Source organism: Streptomyces sp. CA-179760 (assembly GCF_050937045.1).
Classification (GTDB): Bacteria; Actinomycetota; Actinomycetes; order Streptomycetales; family Streptomycetaceae; genus Streptomyces.
The window spans coordinates 2,558,297-2,577,093 of record NZ_JBNJLZ010000001.1; the positions used below are offsets into that span (position 1 = coordinate 2,558,297).

Genomic DNA, 18,797 nt, shown 5'->3' on the forward strand with positions numbered 1-18,797 from the left:
GCAGCCCCCTTCCTGGTTGATCTCAGTGGCCGCGCTCGGCGCCACCGTTGACCTGGATGATCTGGGACGTGACGTGCCCGGCCCCCGAGGAGGCGAGCCAGTGCAGCGTCTCGGCGACGTCTCCGGGTGTCCCGGCCCGCCCGTTCGAGGTCTCCGCGATGAGCCGCTCCCGCCGGTCCTCGGCCATCGCGCTCCCGAAGAACTCGGTGTCCTCGATGTAACCGGGCGCGACCACGTTCACGGTGATGCCGCGCGGTCCCAGCTCCCTGGCCAGGTCATGGGCGTAAGGGTGCAGCCCCGCCTTGGCCGCCCCGTACGCCCCGCTCCCCGATCCCCGGTAGGCGGCGATGGATCCGAGGAAGAGCACCCGCCCGCCGGGCTCGGCGAGTCGCGGCTTCAGCGCCTCAGTGAGCAGTACGGACGTCAGGAGGTTGAGCCGGAAGTTCACGCTCCAGCTGTGCGCGACGGCTTCCAGCGGATCGTCGCTCCCGGCCTCCGGTTCCAGCAGTCCGTTGCCTCCGGCGCTGTGCACGAGCACGTCCACGGCCCCGAACTCCCGCGCCACGAACCCGGCGACGCCCCGCACGTCCCCCGGTTCGGCGAGATCCGCCGCATACGTCAACGCCCCGGGCACCCCGGCCTTCTCCAGCACTTCGGCCCGCCGCCCGAGCAGCAACACCCGATCCCCGCCCGCGGCGAACACCCGGGCCGCCGCGAGCCCGATCCCCGTTCCTCCACCACTGATCACTACATTCCGTGCCATACCCACGACCCTACGACCCGTCAGCCGTTGCCCCCAAAAGCCCCGGCCGGACCCGCCTCACCGCATCGACCGCACATCAAGATGCCGCAACACCCGGTCCACGACCTCCGGATCGGTCCCCGGCTCACTGCGCGCCGCCAGCACTTCGTGCCGTGCCGCACTCAGCATCTCCTGCTGGATCCGCCGCACCCGCTTCAGCCGCCGCGCGCGCTCCCGGGAAGCCTCCCGCCGCTCGTCCTCCGCGACCTCGGGACTGATCCGGACGCCGATGTCGAAGGCCCGCCGCACCATCTGCTCGGACAGTTCCTCCGGGAGCTCCTCTTCCTCCTCGATCTCGCGCAGCCTCCGCTTCGCCGCCTTGGACGCCCGGACCGCCAGCTCCTTCGCGAGTTCCTTCTCCTGGTCCCTGTCTGCCTTCACGCCCAGCCGCCGCACCAGCCATGGCAACGTCAGCCCCTGCACCACCAGCGTCGCCACAATCACCCCGAACGCGATGAAGATGAGCTCGTCCCGGTTGGGGAACGGCGCCCCCGCGTCCGTCTCCAGCGGAATGGCCAGCACCAACGCCACCGAGGCCACTCCGCGCATCCCCGACCACCACATGACCACGGTCTCGCGCCAGCTCACCGGGATGTCCTCGTCGTAGTCCCGCCGCGCGTGCAGCCGTTTGGTCAGCCAGGTCGCCGGCAGCAGCCACAGCAGCCGTACGAACACGACGACGACCACCACGACCGCCGCCCAGCCGAGCAGTTCGCCCCACCGGCCCGACGCGGTGCGGATGGCGTTGTGCAGCTCGAGACCGACAAGCCCGAACGCGACGCCGGTGACGAGCGTGTCGACGATGTTCCAGAACGTGTGCCCGGCCAGCCGCGTCATGACGTCGTCGGCGTCCGACCCGTACTCCGCGAGGAACACCGCGGTGGTGAGCACGGCGAGCACTCCGGACCCGTGCAGTTCCTCGGCCATGACGTACGAGGCGTACGGCACCAGCAGGGTCAGCCCGATCTGCAGGGTCGCGTCCCCGAGCAGTTCCATCAGCTTGTTCGCGCCCCAGCCCAGCGCGATGCCCACGGCCGCTCCCACCACGGCCGACAGCACCAGATCGAGCCCGGCCTGCCAGGGCGAGAACGTCCCGCTGACGGCGGCGGCGATCGCGACGTGGTAGAGGACGATGGCCGTCACGTCGTTGAACAGCCCCTCGCCCTCCAGGATCGACACCAGCCGGCGCGGCAGCCCCAGCTGGCCCGCGACGGCGGTGGCCGCGACCGGGTCCGGCGGCGCGACCAGCGCACCGAGCGCGAACGCCGCGGCCAGCGGCAGCCCCGGCACGATCGCGTCGGCCGTGGCGGCCACACAGGCCATGGTGACGAACACCAGCGCCACGGCCAGCAGGAAGATCGGTCTCTTGTTCGCCGCGAACTGCCGCCACGATGTGCGCCGCACGGCGGCGTACAGCAAGGGCGGCAGCAGCAACGGCAGAATCAGGTCCGGCGGGATCTCGACGTTCGGTACGAACTCGAGCAGCGCGAGGACTATGCCCAGGAGCGTCATCAGCACCGGCGCGGGCATCCCCAGCCGGTCCCCGACCGGGACGCTGATCACGGCCCCGAGCAGCAGCACGAACAACAGGGCCAACTGATCCACGGTCAGCGCTCCGGGAGGTCAGACGGTCATACGACTGAACTCAAGCCTGCCACGCAACTCCACGGACAAACCGTTTCGGCAGCACCTGCGGAGAGCGGCTACAGCGAACGCCGCATCCCCTGGTGCGGGATGCCCGCCTCCAGGTACTCCGGCCCGTACGCCTCGTAACCGAGCCGCGCGTAGAAGCCGAGCGCGTGCGTCTGGGCGTGCAGGTCGACGGCCGCGAGCCCACGCACGCGTGCCGCGTCCTCGATGGCCCGCACCAGGGCGACTCCGACGCCGAGGCCGCGCGCCCGGCCGGTCACGGCGAGCCGGCCGAGGCAGCCCACGGACAGGCCGGCTCCTGTCTGCGCCACGGCCGCCTCGCCGAACAGCAGCCGCCCGGTCCCCAGCGGCACGCCGTCCTCCTCCCGGACGGCCAGCACATGCACGGCCCCCGCGTCGTACGCGTCGTACTCGAGGCCCTCCGAAACGCCCTGCTCGCCGACGAAGACCTCCTTGCGCACCGCGAAGCACGCCTCACGGTCGGTGAGGTCCTCCGCGACCCGCACCGCATACCGCGGAGCGCTCATGCGTACGTCTCCTCCCGGACCTGGTCCAGGGCCTTCTGCAGGTCCTCCGGGTAGTCGCAGGAGAACTCCGCCCACTGCCCGTCCCCGGGGTGCTCGAAGCCGAGGCGCACCGCGTGCAGCCACTGGCGGGTGAGGCCGAGGCGCTTGGCCAGGGTCGGGTCGGCTCCGTAGGTCAGGTCGCCGACGCAGGGGTGCCGGTGGGCGGCCATGTGGACGCGGATCTGGTGGGTGCGGCCGGTCTCCAGCTTCACGTCGAGGAGCGACGCCGCGCGGAAGGCCTCGATGAGGTCGTAGTGCGTGACGGACGCCTTGCCCTCGGCGGTGACCGCCCACTTGTAGTCGTGGTGCGGGTGGCGGCCGATGGGCGCGTCGATGGTGCCACTGGTCGGGTCGGGGTGGCCCTGGACGAGCGTGTGGTACCGCTTGTCGACCGTGCGCTCCTTGAACTGGCGCTTCAGCGAGGTGTACGCGCGCTCCGACTTGGCGACGACCATCAGCCCGGACGTGCCGACGTCGAGGCGGTGCACGATGCCCTGGCGCTCCGCGGCACCGGAGGTGGAGATGCGGTACCCGGCGGCGGCAAGGCCCCCGATGACGGTCGGCCCGGTCCAGCCCGGCGACGGGTGCGCGGCGACGCCCACCGGCTTGACGATCACGACCACGTCATCGTCGTCGTGCACGATCTCCATGCCCTCGACCGGCTCGGCCACCACCTGCACCGGCGCGGGCGCCTGCGGCATCTCGACCTCCAGCCAGGCGCCGCCGTGGACACGCTCCGACTTGCCGACCACCGATCCGTCGACCGTGACCTTCCCCGCGGCGGCGAGTTCGGCCGCCTTGGTCCGGGAGAAGCCGAACATGCGGGAGATGGCGGCGTCGACGCGCTCGCCCTCCAGTCCGTCGGGCACGGGCAGGGTACGGATCTCGGGAATCGTGCTCACCCGTCGAGTATGCCGGACGGGTCCGACGGCCCCGTACGGCGCCTGTGGAAAACCCCTCGCGGGCTCAGTCCTTGTGGACGGTGCCGTCCGGGTCGAGCCCCTTGAAGGACAGCAGCACGATCAGGATGCCGCCGCACACGATCGCCGAGTCGGCCAGGTTGAAGACGGCGAAGTGCTTGGGCGCGATGAAGTCCACGACCGCGCCCTCGAAGACACCCGGAGCCCGGAAGATCCGGTCGGTGAGGTTGCCCAGCGCACCGCCGAGCAGCAGTCCCAGCGCGAGCGCCCAGGGCAGGCTGTAGAGCTTGCGGGCGAGCCGGGCGATCACGACGATCACCGCCGCCGCGATCATGGTGAAGATCACCGTGAAGGCCTCGCCGAAGCCGAAGGCCGCGCCCGCGTTGCGGATCGCCTCGAACTTCAGCCAGTCCCCGATGATCTCGATCGGCGGGTGATGCTCAAGCTTGGCCACCACGATCATCTTGGTGCTCAGGTCGAGGGCGTACGCGAAGAGGGCGACGGCGAACAGGACCGCGATACGCCGCTTGCCCCGGGGCGGCGCGGCCGTGGGCACCGGCTCACCCGTGCCGGACTCTCCGGCGGGCCGGGTGCCCTCGGAGTCGGCGCGCTCGCCCGACGCCGCGTCCTCGGGCCGCTCCTGCCCGTCCCCGGCAGCGTCCGGTGTGTCCGGCGTACCGATGATGCGCTCCGCCTCTGCCACGTGAGTCCCTCAACCTAGGTTCCTGACTGAGCACGAGGGTACGACACGCCCGGTGCCCCCCACGTGCTCAGGCGGCATTCGGCCGCCGGTCAGTACCTGCGCTCCTGCTTCTGCTTGCACTCCACGCACAGCGTGGCCCGTGGGAAGGCCTGCATCCGGGCCTTGCCGATGGGGTTGCCGCAGTTCTCGCACAGGCCGTAGGTACCCGAGTGGAGGCGGTCCAGGGCGCGCTCGGTCTGGATGAGCATCTCGCGAGCGTTGGCGGCCAGGGCCAGCTCGTGCTCGCGGGTGATGTTCTTGGTGCCGGTGTCCGCCTGGTCGTCGCCCGCGCCGTCCCCGGAGTCGCGCATCAGACCGGCGAGCGAGCGCTCGGACGACGTGATCTCCTCACGCAGCCGGGTCTCCTCGGAGGTCAGCTCGGCACGCGCCTCCTCGACCTCCGCCTCCGTCCAGGGGTCCTCCCCGGGGCGTACGGCGAGTTCACCGGGCTCCGCCGCGGCGACCCGTGCCTTCGGGACGGCGGTCTTGGCCGCCGTCGCCGTGCCAGGAGTCTTCTTCGCACCCACCGTGGTCGCTCCCGTCTGCGTCGCGGCCTCGGCCGCGCCCGCTTTCTCGGCCGTGCTCTTCCCGGCCTTGTCCTGTGTGACCGCGCCGGTCCGGGCAGTGCCCTTACCGGCCGCGCTCTTCGTGGTGGTGCTCTTGCCTCCGGCGCGCACGCCCTCGGCCCCGACGCTCTTCTCAGCGGCGACGGCCTTGGCCGCCTTCGCCCTCTTGACCGCGGCTTTCTTCTCCGCGGCCTCACCGACAGCGGCCTTCCTGGTCACTGCCTTCTTCCCCGCGACCTCACCGACACCCGCTTTCCCGGCGTCAGCCTTCTTCCCCGCCGTCTCATCGGCGGCCGCCTTCGTACCTGCGGCCTTCCGCCCTGCCGCCCCGCCGGCTGCGGCCTTCCGGCCCGCGACCCCCTGTTCCGCCGTCTCACCGGCAGCAGCCTTCTCGCCCGCGGCTCTCCCGGCCGCGGCCTTCGCTCCCGCGGCCTTCTCAGCGGCGGCCTTTTTGGCCGTCGCCTTCCTGACCGCTGTCTTCTTGACCGCTGTCTTCTTGGCCGCTCCCCTCTCGGCCTCAGACTTCTCGGCGGCGGTTCTCTCCACCGCGGCCTTCCCGACCTCAGCCTCCACCGCCCCGGTCTCTACGGCCTCAGCCTCCCCGACCCCAGCCCTCTCGGCCTCAGCCTTTTCGCTCGGCCCCTCGGCCGCCGCCGTCTTGGCCGCGACCTTCCTGGCCACGGCCTTTCCCGCCGCGGCCTTCTTGGCCGTCACCTTCTTGACCGCCGCCTTGGTCCTGGTGACAGCCGCCTTCGTCCCCTCGGTCGCCTTGTCGGCCGCCCCCTTCGCCGCCTGCCCGGCCGAGCCTCCCTGGGCGGTCTTCTTCCCGCCCGGGTCCTTGGGCGTACCGCCGGAGGCCTCCGCGGCCCTGCCGGACGCCGGCTGCTGTACGGCGGTCTTCTTCGCCACCATGGCCGCGGCCCCTTCACATATAGTGATCTTGCTCGCGAATCGTGCTGGGACGATAAATCGACTTGAGTCCCGCGGCAACGGGGCACACCGCCCGATTCGCTCGCCTCGCCAATGCCGCGCGGCGAACCTGCATCCGTTGTGCCCAGCTCCCCGTCCGGTAATCCGCCGAGCCGGACGTCCCAGGATCCGAACACCTATACCACTCCATTCGGGTCATCAAACCCAAACTCCACCTCTTGCGCCACCTCGTCCCCGGCGGCCCCGAAAAGCGGTCGGCCGCTGTCCGCCCGGCGCCGTACACTGGGCGGAGCGAAAAGCGTGGATGGGGACGAGTAGCGGCGTACGCAGCCCAGAGCGACCCGGGGACGGTGGAAGCCCGGGGGCGAGCGCGACGTGAAGATCACCCCGGAGCCGCCGGAAGAAAGCCGTAGCCGAACAGCGGCGGCCAGTAGAGCCGGCATCGCGACCCCAATGAGGGGGCTCACCGGCGCACACCCCGCACCGGAGGGCCAAGGAGGGTGGTACCGCGGGAGCGCGCCGAAGGCGGCGCAGGCAATGACGTAGCTCTCGTCCCTCCGGACGGAAGGCAGCAAGTCCGCCGGAGGAAACCCGCTGATGACATCGCCGACGTACCGCCAGGTACCTGCCCAGGTCGACCTGTCCGCCCTCGAGCACACCGTGCTCGCCTTCTGGGACGAGCAGAAGATCTTCGCCAAGAGCCTGGAACAGTCCGAGGGTCGCCCCGAATGGGTGTTCTACGAGGGCCCGCCCACCGCCAACGGCATGCCCGGCGCCCACCACATCGAGGCCCGCGTCTTCAAGGACGTCTTCCCCCGCTTCCGCACCATGCGCGGCTACCACGTCGCCCGCAAGGCCGGCTGGGACTGCCACGGCCTCCCGGTGGAGCTGGCGGTGGAGAAAGAGCTCGGCTTCTCCGGCAAGCAGGACATCGAGGCGTACGGCATCGCCGAGTTCAACGCCAAGTGCCGCGAGTCGGTGACCCGGCACACGGACGCCTTCGAGGCGCTCACGACCCGCATGGGCTACTGGACCGACCTCCAGGACCCCTACCGCACCATGGACCCCGAGTACATCGAGTCGGTCTGGTGGTCACTCAAGGAGATCTTCAACAAGGGCCTGCTGGCCCAGGACCACCGCGTCGCCCCCTGGTGCCCCCGCTGCGGCACGGGCCTGTCCGACCACGAGCTGGCGCAGGGCTACGAGACGGTCGTCGACCCGTCCGTGTTCGTCCGCTTCCCGCTCACCTCCGGCCCGCTGGCCGGCGAGGCCGCCCTCCTGGTGTGGACGACCACGCCCTGGACTCTGGTCTCCAACACGGCCGTGGCCGCCCACCCCGAAGTCACCTACGTCGTCGCCACCGACGGCGAGGAGAAGCTCGTCGTCGCCGAGCCGCTCGTCGCCAAGGCCCTCGGCGAGGGCTGGGAGACCACCGGCCAGACCTTCACGGGCGCCGAGATGGAGCGCTGGACGTACCAGCGCCCCTTCGAGCTGGTCGAGTTCCCGAGCGTCAGCGAGGGAACCAATGGGCACAGCCCGGCCGAGGCCCACTACGTGGTCAACGCCGACTACGTCACGACCGAGGACGGCACGGGTCTGGTCCACCAGTCCCCCGCCTTCGGTGAGGACGACCTCAAGGTCTGCCGCTCCTACGGCCTCCCCGTCGTGAACCCGGTCCGCCCGGACGGCACCTTCGAGGAGGACGTCCCCCTCGTCGGCGGCGTCTTCTTCAAGAAGGCCGACGAGAAGCTCACCGAGGACCTCGACAGCCGCGGCCTGCTCTTCCGGCACATCCCGTACGAGCACAGCTACCCGCACTGCTGGCGCTGCCACACCGCGCTCCTCTACTACGCGCAGCCCTCCTGGTACATCCGCACCACGGAGATCAAGGACCGTCTCCTCGCGGAGAACGAGAACACCAACTGGTTCCCGGACACGGTCAAGCACGGCCGCTACGGCGACTGGCTGGACAACAACATCGACTGGGCGCTGTCCCGCAATCGCTACTGGGGCACGCCACTGCCCATCTGGCGCTGCGAGGACGACCACCTCACCTGCGTCGGCTCCCTCACCGAGCTGACCGAGCTGACGGGCACCGACCAGTCGGGCCTGGACCCGCACCGCCCCTACATCGACGCGGTCACCTTCGCCTGCCCGCAGGACGGGTGCGGCAGCACCGCCACGCGCGTGCCCGAGGTCATCGACGCCTGGTACGACTCGGGTTCGATGCCGTTCGCTCAGTGGGGCTACCCGTACAAGAACAAGGACACCTTCGAGGCCCGCTACCCGGCGCAGTTCATCTGCGAGGCCATCGACCAGACCCGCGGCTGGTTCTACACGCTGATGGCGGTCGGCACCCTGGTCTTCGACAAGTCGTCGTACGAGAACGTGGTCTGCCTCGGCCACATCCTCGCCGAGGACGGCCGCAAGATGTCCAAGCACCTGGGCAACACCCTGGAGCCCATCCCCCTCATGGACCGGCACGGCGCCGACGCGGTCCGCTGGTTCATGGCGGCCGGCGGCTCCCCCTGGGCGGCCCGCCGTGTCGGCCACGGCACCATCCAGGAGGTCGTCCGCAAGACGCTCCTCACCTACTGGAACACGGTCGCCTTCCAGGCCCTGTACGCCCGTACGTCGGGCTGGGCCCCGTCCGAGGCCGACCCGGCCCCGGCCGACCGCCCGGTCCTGGACCGCTGGCTGCTGTCCGAACTGCACGCGCTCACCGACCAGGTCACCCAGGCGCTCGACGCCTACGACACCCAGCGAGCCGGCAAGCTGCTGTCCGCGTTCGTCGACGACCTGTCGAACTGGTACGTGCGCCGCTCCCGTCGCCGCTTCTGGCAGGGCGACAAGGCGGCCCTGCGCACGCTGCACGAGGTCGTCGAGACGGTCACGCAGCTGATGGCCCCGCTGACCCCGTTCATCACCGAGCGGGTCTGGCAGGACCTGATCGTTCCGGTCACCCCGGGCGCTCCCGAGTCGGTCCATCTGTCCTCCTGGCCGCAGGCGGACCTCACGGCCATCGACCCGGAGCTGTCGAAGCAGATGGTGCTGGTGCGCCGGCTCGTGGAGCTGGGCCGTGCCACACGCGCGGAGTCGGGCGTCAAGACGCGCCAGCCGCTGTCCCGCGCGCTCATCGCCGCGTCAGGCTTCGACGCGCTGGACTCCGGGCTGCGCACTCAGATCACGGAAGAGCTGAACGTCGAGTCGCTCGCGACCCTGAGCGACGTCGGCGGCTCCCTGGTCGACACCACGGCCAAGGCCAACTTCCGCGCGCTGGGCAAGCGGTTCGGCAAGCGCGTCCAGGACGTGGCCAAGGCCATCGCGAACGCGGACGCGGCCGGCCTGTCACTGGCCCTGCGCGAGGGCACGGCATCGGTGGAGGTCGACGGCGAGACCATCACGCTGGCTCCCGACGAGGTGATCATCACGGAGACGCCGCGTGAGGGCTGGTCGGTGGCGTCGGACTCCGGTGCCACGGTCGCCCTCGACCTGGAGATCACGGAGGAACTCCGGCGTGCGGGCCTGGCCCGTGACGCGATCCGGCTGATCCAGGAGGCCCGCAAGAACAGCGGCCTCGACGTGGCCGACCGCATCGCGCTGCGCTGGACGGCCACGGACGCGGCGACGGTCGCGGCCCTGACCGACCACGCCGGCCTGATCGCCGACGAGGTCCTGGCGACGGACTTCCAGCAGGGCGAGGCGGACGACACCTACGGCGAGTCCTTCAGCGACGAGGGTCTGTCCCTGGCCTTCCGCCTGCGCAAGGCGTAACGCTCAGACCGAAGGCCCGGTCCCGCCAAAGATCTTGGCGGGACCGGGCCTTCGGCGTTGCGTACGCACGAACGCGATTGCGTACGCACGAACAGGCATGGCAGCAGGAACAGACCGGGCAAAGGGCGAGGCCCCGGGATCAACCCGGGGCCTCGCCCTGAACGCTGCCGATGTCTACGCCGTACTACTGGCCATCAGGCCGTCAGTTGTCATCCTCGTCGATCAGGAAGCCCCGCATGGGCGAGGGCGCCTGGCCCATCGGCGAAGGGCCCTGCGGACGCACCGGCGCCATCGGCTGGGTCATAGCCGGGGACATCTGCTGCTGACCGCCGTACGACGGACCGGACGGCGACGGGCCACCGCCCATCGTCTGGTTGCCACCGCCGTAGGACGGGGCGCTCGCGCCGGCCGGAGCCATGGAAGGCGCCGGGGACGGCGGGAGGGACGCGGCAGCCGGAGTGCGCGGCGGAGCCAGCGAGTCGTCGGCCTGGGTCTCCAGCTGGCGCAGCTGCGACTCCAGGTACGACTTCAGGCGCGTGCGGTACTCGCGCTCGAAGCCGCGCAGGTCCTCGACCTTGCGCTCCAGCGTGGCGCGAGCGGACTCCAGGGAGCCCATCGCCACACGGTGCTTCTCCTGCGCGTCCCGCTCCAGGGCATCGGCCTTGGCACGGGCGTCACGCTCCAGACCCTCGGCACGCGAACGCGCTTCCCCGACGATCTTGTTGGCTTCGGAACGGGCCTCGGCGATCGCCTGGTCGGCGGTCTGCTGGGCCAGCGAGAGGACACGGGCGGCACTGTCGCCACCGGGGCCTCCCTGACCGGGGCCGCCCATCGGAGGACCGCCCATGGGGCCGCCCATCGGACCACCCATCTGCTGCTGCATCTGCTGCTGCATCGGGCCCGGACCGCCCGGACCCTGGCCCATGGGGCCGGGACCCTGCGGACCACCCTGACCGCCGGGACCGGCGGGCAGCTGCGGGGCACCGCTCGGCAGCTGGGGCGGACCACCCATGGGGCCACCCATCTGCTGCTGCGGCGGGCCCGATATGCCGGCGGGTACGGGACCACCCGGACCGCGCATGCCCTGCTGCTGCTGTTGTTGCTGCTGCTGATCCTGCTGAGGCTCCGGAGGCTTGCGCATGTTCTGCTGATTCTGAGCAGCAGCGCGCGTGGCCGCGGCCAGTTTGGCGCGCAGGTCCTCGTTCTCGCGGAGCAGGCGGGTCAGTTCGGCTTCGACCTCATCGAGGAAGGCATCGACCTCGTCCTCGTCATAGCCTTCTCGGAGGCGGACGGTCGTGAACTGCTTGTTCCGCACGTCCTCGGGGGTCAACGGCATCTCTTCACCTCAACGTAGTCGTCGGCATTCGGCAAGACGGTAGGTCACATCGCTCATCACAGCCGGCTCACGATCGAGATCAGGATGTAGACGATGATCATCAGTACGAAGAAGGACAGGTCTAGCGCCACGCCCCCGAGACGCAGCGGCGGAATGACCCGCCGCAGAAGCTTGAGCGGTGGATCAGTGACAGTGTAGGTGGCCTCCAGAACGACCACCATCGCCTTGCCGGGTTGCCATGAGCGGGCGAACTGGAAGACATAGTCCATGACCAACCGGAAGATGAGCACGATGAGGAAGCACATCAGCGCGATGTAGATGACATCCAGAACCACGCTCATGACCTGCGCTTCCCTCTCCCCTGTGCCCTGCTGGGTACTGCTGTTTCCGGTGGTGCGTCTCAGCTCTGGTTGAAGAACCCGCCCTCTGCGATGCGGGCCTTGTCCTCCGCCGTGACATCGACGTTAGCAGGCGACAACAGGAACACCTTCTGCGTCACCCGCTCGATACTGCCGTGAAGACCAAACACCAGACCAGCCGCAAAGTCGACAAGTCGCTTCGCATCTGTGTCATCCATCTCAGTCAGATTCATGATCACCGGAGTGCCTTCACGGAAGTGTTCCCCGATGGTACGGGCCTCGTTGTAGGTCCGTGGGTGGAGTGTGGTGATCCGGTAAGGCTCTCGTTCGGACACGACCTTGGGCATGATCACCGGTGCGTTCTTCTCCATACTTGCGCGTTCTTGTGTGATGGATGCCACGGGCGCGATGCGCGCCGGGCGTCCGGATTCCGCGGGAAGCGAAGCGGAACGGGGGGCCGGTTCGCGAGGCACGGACGGCTGTACGACTCGTACCTCTTCGTCCCTTTGGGGCTGATGTGAGACGTGCGGCTGATGGGACGGCTCGTGCCGTCGGTGGTCCCGCTCGGGCTCCGGGTCCAGTTCGGGTTCGAAGTCGTCGTCGGGGTCGAATCCGCGGCCGTCGTACCCATCGTCCTCCACGAGGCCGAGGTAGACCGCCATCTTGCGCATCGCGCCGGCCATGCTCTGAGTCCTCCGCTCTGTGGTGGATCTGCTGACGACTGCCAAGTGCCTGCGATCCACGAGGTCCTTGAGTCCGCCTATCGGCGGCAATGACCATATTTTCTGCTGTGGTCCGACTTCTTGGCGACGTTACCCGAGCCTGGGGCGGACTCCGAGTACCGCGCTGCCGACGCGCACATGTGTCGCTCCGGCCGCCACGGCCTGTTCGAGGTCCGCACTCATCCCTGCCGAGACCATGGTGGCAGCCGGATGACTCCGGCGCAGGTCGGTCGACAAAACCATCAACCGCTCGAACGCCGCCTGTTCGCGTCCCGCATATTCGCCGGTGAGCGGCGCGACGGTCATCAGTCCGCCGAGCCGCAACCCGGGCGCCTCGGCCACGAGGCCTGCCAACTCCTCGATCCCGCCGGGGGCCACGCCGCCCCGCTCACCGCGGGCGCTCTCCCCGGCGTCGAGCGCGACCTGGAGCAGACACCCCAGTTCGCGGCCGGCCCGGACAGCCTCCTTCGACAGAGCTGTGACGAGCTTGGAGCGATCGACGGACTGCACGAAGTCCGCGTAACCGACCACCGACCGCACCTTGTTGGTCTGGAGTTGGCCGACGAAGTGCCACGAAAGGGGCAGATCCGCACAGGCAGCGGCCTTGGGGGCCGCGTCCTGGTCGCGGTTCTCGGCGACATGCCGCACCCCCAGGTCCGACAACATGCGCGCATCGCTCGCGGGATAGGTCTTGGTGACCACGATCAGGGTCACTTCCTCGCGTGCCCGCCCGGCGGCCGCGCACGCCTCGGCGATACGTCGCTCAACTTTCGCCAGATTCGTGGCGAGTTCGTCCTTACGGTCCGTCATGCCCCATCAGTCCAGCCACACATAGCCCGCGAGCCGACCGGTGGTGCGGTCGCGGCGGTACGAGAAGTGATCGTCCGACTCCAGCGTGCACACCGGAGACTGCGCCCGGTCGCGTACCCCGAGCCGTTCGAGCTGCGCGTGCACCCCGGCCCTCACGTCGACCGCCGGAGTGCCCCAACTGGTCTCGGCGTACGCCGCCGGCTCGACGGCGGACACCTCGGCGCGCATCGCCTCGGGCACTTCGTAACACCGGCCGCAGACGGTGGGCCCGGTGCGGGCGACGATCCGGGAGGGCTCGGCGCCCAGTTCGGTCATCGCGCGTAGCGCGGCCGGGACGACCCCGGCGATCATGCCGGGCCGGCCCGCGTGGGCCGCCGCGGCGATCCCCGCGACCGGGTCGGCAAGCAGGACCGGCACGCAGTCCGCGGTGAGCACGGCGAGGGCGAGCCCCCGTTTCACCGTGACGATCGCGTCGACCGAAGGGATCTCGGACGAAGACCCCCACGGCCGGTCCACCACCACCACATCGGGCCCGTGGACCTGGTTCATCCAGACCACCCGGCCGGGCTCGACGCCCAGGGACTTGGCGGCCAGGTCCCGGTTGGTGCGTACGGCGTCGGGGTCGTCGCCGACCGCTCCGCCGAGGTTGAGCTCCTCATACGGAGCGGCGCTCACTCCGCCCCACCGGTCGGTGAAGCCGAAGTGCGCGCCGCTCACGCTTTCGCGCTGTCCTATCACGACTGAAGGATCACTTGAGGAAGTCCGGTACGTCCAGTTCCTCGGCCGCGCTGTCCGAGTAGGTCCGCGGCGCCGGCGGGACCGGCGGGGCGACCGGGATGTCGTTGACCGGTTCCGGAGCGGGCTCCGGGTCCTCCTTCGGAGTCACGCTGCCGAGCGAGCCGAAGGACGGGCGGCTCTCGGTCTGCCGTGCCGGGGCCGGCTCCTCGCGCTTGGTCGAGGACGACCCGAGGACGTTGTCCCGCTTGGACGGCGGCTGGCCGCCGTCGAAGCCGGCCGCGATCACGGTGACCCGGACCTCGTCGCCGAGGGCATCGTCGATCACCGCACCGAAGATGATGTTGGCCTCCGGGTGGGCGGCCTCGCTGACCAGCTGGGCGGCCTCGTTGATCTCGAACAGACCGAGGTCGCTGCCACCGGAGATGGAGAGCAGCACACCTCGGGCCCCGTCGATGGACGCCTCCAGGAGCGGCGAGGAGATCGCCATCTCGGCGGCTGCCACCGCGCGGTCGTCGCCACGCGCCGAGCCGATGCCCATCAGTGCCGAGCCCGCCTCGGACATGACCGACTTGACGTCGGCGAAGTCGAGGTTGATGAGGCCGGGGGTGGTGATGAGGTCGGTGATGCCCTGGACACCGGAGAGCAGGACCTGGTCGGCCGACTTGAAGGCGTCCAGCACCGACACCTGGCGGTCCGAGATGGACAGCAGCCGGTCGTTCGGGATGACGATGAGGGTGTCGACCTCTTCGCGGAGCTCGGCGATGCCGTCCTCGGCCTGGTTCGCGCGGCGCCGCCCCTCGAAGGTGAACGGGCGCGTGACCACACCGATGGTGAGGGCGCCGAGCGATCGGGCGATGTTGGCCACGACGGGCGCGCCGCCGGTGCCGGTGCCGCCGCCTTCACCGGCTGTCACGAAGACCATGTCGGCCCCCTTGAGGACTTCCTCGATCTCCTCGCGGTGGTCCTCGGCGGCCTTGCGGCCCACGGCCGGGTTGGCTCCGGCGCCGAGTCCGCGGGTGAGTTCACGGCCGACGTCCAGCTTGACGTCGGCGTCGCTCATCAACAGAGCTTGCGCGTCGGTGTTGATGGCGATGAACTCGACGCCCTTGAGACCGACCTCGATCATCCGGTTGATGGCATTGACACCACCGCCGCCGACACCGATGACTTTGATGACTGCGAGGTAGTTCTGCGGTGCTGCCACGTCGAAGGCCTCTCGCCTCGAGTTACGTGTCGCCGAATCACCGTGGCGCGCTGCGCCCCGCGACCCGACGACTGATGCCGAATGGGACGGTCCGTATCGCCGACCCGAACCCTAACCCTGAAGTTTAGGGTTACCAGTGTGTCTGTTCCTTGGAGTCTTCTGAACAGGACACTAAGTCGACAAGTGGCGCACGTTCAACGAACACGCCGAACCTCCCGTTTTTCTTTTCACCCTATGTGATCAGCCGTAGCACTGCCCAACCAGGGTGCTGGCCTGCGCGGATGTGCGTCAACTTGCTGATGACGCGGGCGCGGTGGGAACACTCACGTCGAAGTAGCGCGCACCGGGCGAGGCTTTCATCAGGGCGGTGAGCGTACGGGCCTTGACGGCGCCCTTCTCGCTGCTGCCCCAGACGACCGTACGGCCGTCCCTCAACTCGAGCGAGATGTCGTCGTAGGAACGGACCTTGACGGTCCGTGTGGCGTGGGCGACGGCGGCCGGAACGGCACGGGCGACGACGACCGCCTCGCGCACCAGCCGGGACTCGCCGAAGCGGCGCAGGCTCGCGGCGGCGGAGCTGGACCGGGACAGTGTCAATTCCAGTGCGGGGACGCCTTTCGGCGCCTCGGGCACCGTGGCGAAACGGACACCTTCATCGTCCACTTCGACGAACTTTCCGCCCCTTTGGACAATCAGAACCGGAGTCCGCTCGACCACTTTCAGGCCGATTCCATCGGGCCAGGAACGGACCACGTCAACCGAGTCAATTCGGGGCAATTTCCGGCGCAGTCGCGACTCGATCGCTTCGGTGTCGACGGAAATCAGCGGCTTCCCGAGGGGAACGTCGGCGGCCGCCCGGACCTGAGCCGGCGTCAGGACCCTGGTGCCCGACACGGAGACCCGCTCGGCACGCAGCCAGTCGGAGCCGTAGAACAGCCAGACCGTCGGGAAGCCGAGGAAGACCAGGGCGAGGCCCAGGATGACAATCACACGAAGCCGGGCCCGCCTGGACCGCGGGCGGGGCGGCGGGCCGGACGACTTCTGCTGGCGTTCACCGCGCTCGGCGGTGGTCGATCCGGCCACGCTCCCCTGCCTTCCCTCATACAGTCCTAGCGGTGTGCACGACTGGCGGAGATCGCCTCGTACACCATGCCGACGAGCAGGTCGTCGGCGTCCCGGCGGCCGAACTCGGCTGCGCTGCGGGACATCTGGTACAGCCGGTGCGGGTCGGCGAGCACGGGCAGGACGTTCTGCTGGACCCACTCGGGGGTCAGCTCCGCGTCGTCGACCAGCAGGCCGCCGCCGGCCTTGACCACCGGCTGGGCGTTGAGCCGCTGTTCGCCGTTGCCGATGGGCAGCGGGACATAAGCGGCGGGGAGCCCGACGGCGGAGAGTTCGGCGACGGTCATCGCGCCCGCACGGCAGAGCATCATGTCCGCCGCGGCGTACGCGAGGTCCATCCGGTCCAGATAACTTACCGGGATGTAGGGGGGCATTCCCGGCATCTGGTGGACCTGCGGCAGTTCGTTCTTCGGACCGACCGCGTGCAGGATCTGGATTCCGGCCTGCTGGAGCCAGGGCGCGACCTGCTGGACGACCTCGTTCAGCCGGCGGGCGCCCTGGGAGCCGCCGGTGACCAGGAGCGTGGGCAGGTTCGGGTCGAGGTCGAAGGCGGCCCGGGCCTCGGGGCGTACGGCGGCCCGGTCCAGGGTGGCGATGGAGCGGCGCAGCGGGATGCCGATGTAACGGGAGTTGCGCAGCTTGCTGTCCGGCGTGGAGACCGCGACCTGGCTGGCGTACCGCGAGCCGATCTTGTTGGCCAGGCCCGGGCGGGCATTGGCCTCGTGGATGACGATCGGCACGCCGAGGCGCTTGGCCGCGAGGTAGCCGGGCAGGGCGACGTAGCCGCCGAAGCCGACCACGGCGTCCGCCCTGGTGCGCTCCAGGATCTGCTCGGTCGCCTTGATCGTCCCGCGCAGCCGGCCCGGGACGGTGATCAGCTCGGGGGTGGGCTTGCGCGGCAGCGGTACGGCGGGGATCAGCGCGAGTTCGTACCCACGCTCGGGTACGAGACGTGTCTCGAGGCCGCGCTCCGTTCCCAGGGCCGTGATGCCCACGCTCGGATCCTGCCTGCGCAGGGCGTCCGCGAGGGCGAGCGCGGGCTCGATGTGGCCCGCGGTTCCTCCGCCGGCGAGTACGACATGCACCGAAATTCACCGCTCTCCGGACGAGCGCGCCGCCGAGGCACGCCGTCGCATCGTGTTCCATCTCCGGGGACTCCGAATGGAACCGGTGCCCCCAGCCCCCCGCTTTCTACCAAAGCGGGGTTGTCGCATCGCAAGCGCCGCCCGCGCAGCGGGCTCGTCGCGTGCGAAGGCGATCAGCAGCCCGATGGCGAACATGGTCGGCAGCAGGGCCGATCCTCCGTAGGAGAACAGCGGGAGGGGACACCGGCGATCGGCAGCAGACCGAGCACCGCACCGATGTTGATCACGGCCTGGGCCGTGATCCAGGTGGTCACGCCTCCCGCGGCATACCTCACGAAGGGGTCCTCCGTGCGTCCGGCCACGCGGATACCCGCATAGCCTAGAGCCGCGAAGAGGGCGAGTACCGACAGCGTCCCCGCCAGGCCCAGTTCCTCACCGGTGACGGCGAAGATGAAGTCGGTGTGGGCTTCGGGGAGTTGGCCCCATTTCTCCACACTCGCGCCCAGCCCGGAGCCGAAGATTCCGCCCGAGGCCAGGGCGTAGATGCCGTGCACGGCCTGCCAGCAGTCGACGGGGCCCGACTGGGGTTCGGTGGCGCCGAGGCACTGCAGACGGGCCATGCGGTTGGCGCTGGTCTTGATGAGGATCAGGCCGAGCACGGCGGCGATCGACAGCACACCGGCGAACAGCCGCGTGGGCGCGCCTGCCAGCCAGAGCAGGCCGAACAGGATGGCTGTGAGAATGATCGCCGTGCCCATGTCGCCGCCGATCATGATCAGCCCGAGCAGCATGAAGGCGGCCGGCACCAGCGGGACGAGCATGTGCTTCCACTGGGTCAGCAGCTTCTTGTCCTGCTTGCGGGCGAGCAGGTCGGCGCCCCACAGCACGAGGGCGAGCTTGCCGAACTCGCTGGGCTGGATCTGGAAGGAGCCGCCGACCGCGATCCAGTTCTGGTTGCCGTTGACCGACACTCCTATCCCCGGGATCTGCACCAGGGTCATCAGGAAGACGGCGCCCGCGAGGATGGGGTAGGCCAATGCCCGGTGCAGCTTCACCGGCATCCGTGAGGCGGCGAACAGCAGACCGGCGCCGATCACCGCCGCGAGCAGCTGCTTGCGGAAGAAGTACGAGCCCGGCAGCGACATCTGCAGCGCGGTGATCTGGGAGGCCGAGTAGACCATCACCAGCCCCAGCACCGTGATCAGCAGGCTGCCGCCGAAGATCAGGTAGTAGGCGGTCAGCGGCCGGTCCCAGCCCCTGCGCGCGCGCAGGTACAGGCCGAGGAGGCCGCTCTCGCGCGACACCCGGGCCACGGCGGGCCGGCGGACGGGCCGCTGCGCGGGCGGCCCTCCGGTACGGCTACCGGGCATGGACGGCTCCCGCGGACGCGGGTGGGACGGGTGGGGGCGTCGGCCCCGGGTCGGCGGCGGGTGTCCGCCGGTTGGTCTCGGGCCACATCCGAGTCACGCGT

General features: G+C 69.8%; 15 protein-coding genes and 1 pseudogene. 1 reads left to right on the forward strand and 15 read right to left on the reverse strand.

All coding sequences use genetic code 11. From position 1 onward, the window contains the following. Nucleotides 1–22: 22 nt before the first annotated feature. The 6 genes from ACQEV8_RS11460 to ACQEV8_RS11485 form a co-directional block, all read right to left on the reverse strand. Nucleotides 23–763, reverse strand: a complete 741-nt coding sequence (locus ACQEV8_RS11460; RefSeq protein ID WP_432959498.1) for an SDR family NAD(P)-dependent oxidoreductase — start codon at nt 761–763, stop codon at nt 23–25. Nucleotides 764–820: 57 nt separating this feature from the next. Continuing rightward, nucleotides 821–2,407: a Na+/H+ antiporter gene (locus ACQEV8_RS11465; RefSeq protein WP_432959500.1), complete on the reverse strand. Its 1,587-nt coding sequence runs from the start codon at nt 2,405–2,407 to the stop codon at nt 821–823. Nucleotides 2,408–2,505: 98 nt separating this feature from the next. Further along, on the reverse strand, nt 2,506–2,979 hold the full coding sequence (locus ACQEV8_RS11470; protein ID WP_432959502.1) for a GNAT family N-acetyltransferase: 474 nt from the start codon (nt 2,977–2,979) through the stop codon (nt 2,506–2,508). Then, nucleotides 2,976–3,920 carry an RluA family pseudouridine synthase gene (locus ACQEV8_RS11475; protein WP_432959504.1) on the reverse strand — a complete coding sequence of 315 codons (945 nt, stop codon included), beginning with the start codon at nt 3,918–3,920 and terminating at the stop codon, nt 2,976–2,978. The genes ACQEV8_RS11470 and ACQEV8_RS11475 overlap by 4 nt, the downstream gene beginning before the upstream one ends. A gap of 64 nt (nt 3,921–3,984) precedes the next feature. Beyond that, nucleotides 3,985–4,641 (reverse strand): signal peptidase II, encoded by a 657-nt coding sequence (lspA, locus tag ACQEV8_RS11480; protein ID WP_432959505.1) that lies wholly within the window; start codon nt 4,639–4,641, stop codon nt 3,985–3,987. An 89-nt stretch (nt 4,642–4,730) separates the two neighbouring features. After that, on the reverse strand, nt 4,731–5,792 hold the full coding sequence (locus ACQEV8_RS11485) for a TraR/DksA C4-type zinc finger protein (RefSeq protein ID WP_432972613.1): 1,062 nt from the start codon (nt 5,790–5,792) through the stop codon (nt 4,731–4,733). 981 nt (nt 5,793–6,773) lie between these two features. Here ACQEV8_RS11485 and ileS point away from each other — a divergent pair. Continuing rightward, nucleotides 6,774–9,950 (forward strand): isoleucine--tRNA ligase, encoded by a 3,177-nt coding sequence (gene ileS / locus ACQEV8_RS11490; RefSeq protein WP_432959506.1) that lies wholly within the window; start codon nt 6,774–6,776, stop codon nt 9,948–9,950. 202 nt (nt 9,951–10,152) lie between these two features. Here ileS and ACQEV8_RS11495 read toward each other — a convergent pair whose 3' ends face one another. The 9 genes and pseudogenes from ACQEV8_RS11495 to ftsW form a co-directional block, all read right to left on the reverse strand. Continuing rightward, complete coding sequence (locus ACQEV8_RS11495; RefSeq protein ID WP_432959507.1) at nt 10,153–11,286, reverse strand: DivIVA domain-containing protein; 1,134 nt, start codon at nt 11,284–11,286, stop codon at nt 10,153–10,155. A 56-nt stretch (nt 11,287–11,342) separates the two neighbouring features. Then, a complete protein-coding gene (locus ACQEV8_RS11500; protein WP_115908676.1) occupies nt 11,343–11,627 on the reverse strand; it encodes a YggT family protein in 285 nt (94 codons plus the stop codon). Between the two features lie 59 nt (nt 11,628–11,686). Further along, nucleotides 11,687–12,328 (reverse strand): cell division protein SepF, encoded by a 642-nt coding sequence (locus ACQEV8_RS11505; protein ID WP_432959509.1) that lies wholly within the window; start codon nt 12,326–12,328, stop codon nt 11,687–11,689. A 129-nt stretch (nt 12,329–12,457) separates the two neighbouring features. After that, nucleotides 12,458–13,177 carry a YggS family pyridoxal phosphate-dependent enzyme gene (locus ACQEV8_RS11510; RefSeq protein ID WP_432959510.1) on the reverse strand — a complete coding sequence of 240 codons (720 nt, stop codon included), beginning with the start codon at nt 13,175–13,177 and terminating at the stop codon, nt 12,458–12,460. Between the two features lie 6 nt (nt 13,178–13,183). Next, nucleotides 13,184–13,915, reverse strand: coding sequence for a peptidoglycan editing factor PgeF (pgeF, locus tag ACQEV8_RS11515; protein ID WP_432959511.1), 732 nt, complete (start codon nt 13,913–13,915; stop codon nt 13,184–13,186). Nucleotides 13,916–13,925: 10 nt separating this feature from the next. Next, the gene (gene ftsZ, locus ACQEV8_RS11520) at nt 13,926–15,119 is read right to left on the reverse strand and encodes a cell division protein FtsZ (protein ID WP_432959512.1); all 1,194 of its coding nucleotides are present in this window, start codon (nt 15,117–15,119) and stop codon (nt 13,926–13,928) included. Between the two features lie 288 nt (nt 15,120–15,407). Beyond that, nucleotides 15,408–16,202, reverse strand: coding sequence for a cell division protein FtsQ/DivIB (locus ACQEV8_RS11525; protein ID WP_432959513.1), 795 nt, complete (start codon nt 16,200–16,202; stop codon nt 15,408–15,410). 26 nt (nt 16,203–16,228) lie between these two features. After that, a complete protein-coding gene (gene murG / locus ACQEV8_RS11530) occupies nt 16,229–17,326 on the reverse strand; it encodes an undecaprenyldiphospho-muramoylpentapeptide beta-N-acetylglucosaminyltransferase (RefSeq protein ID WP_432959514.1) in 1,098 nt (365 codons plus the stop codon). Between the two features lie 6 nt (nt 17,327–17,332). Next, nucleotides 17,333–18,696: pseudogene (gene ftsW, locus ACQEV8_RS11535) on the reverse strand (putative lipid II flippase FtsW). Between the last annotated feature and the right edge of the window lie 101 nt (nt 18,697–18,797).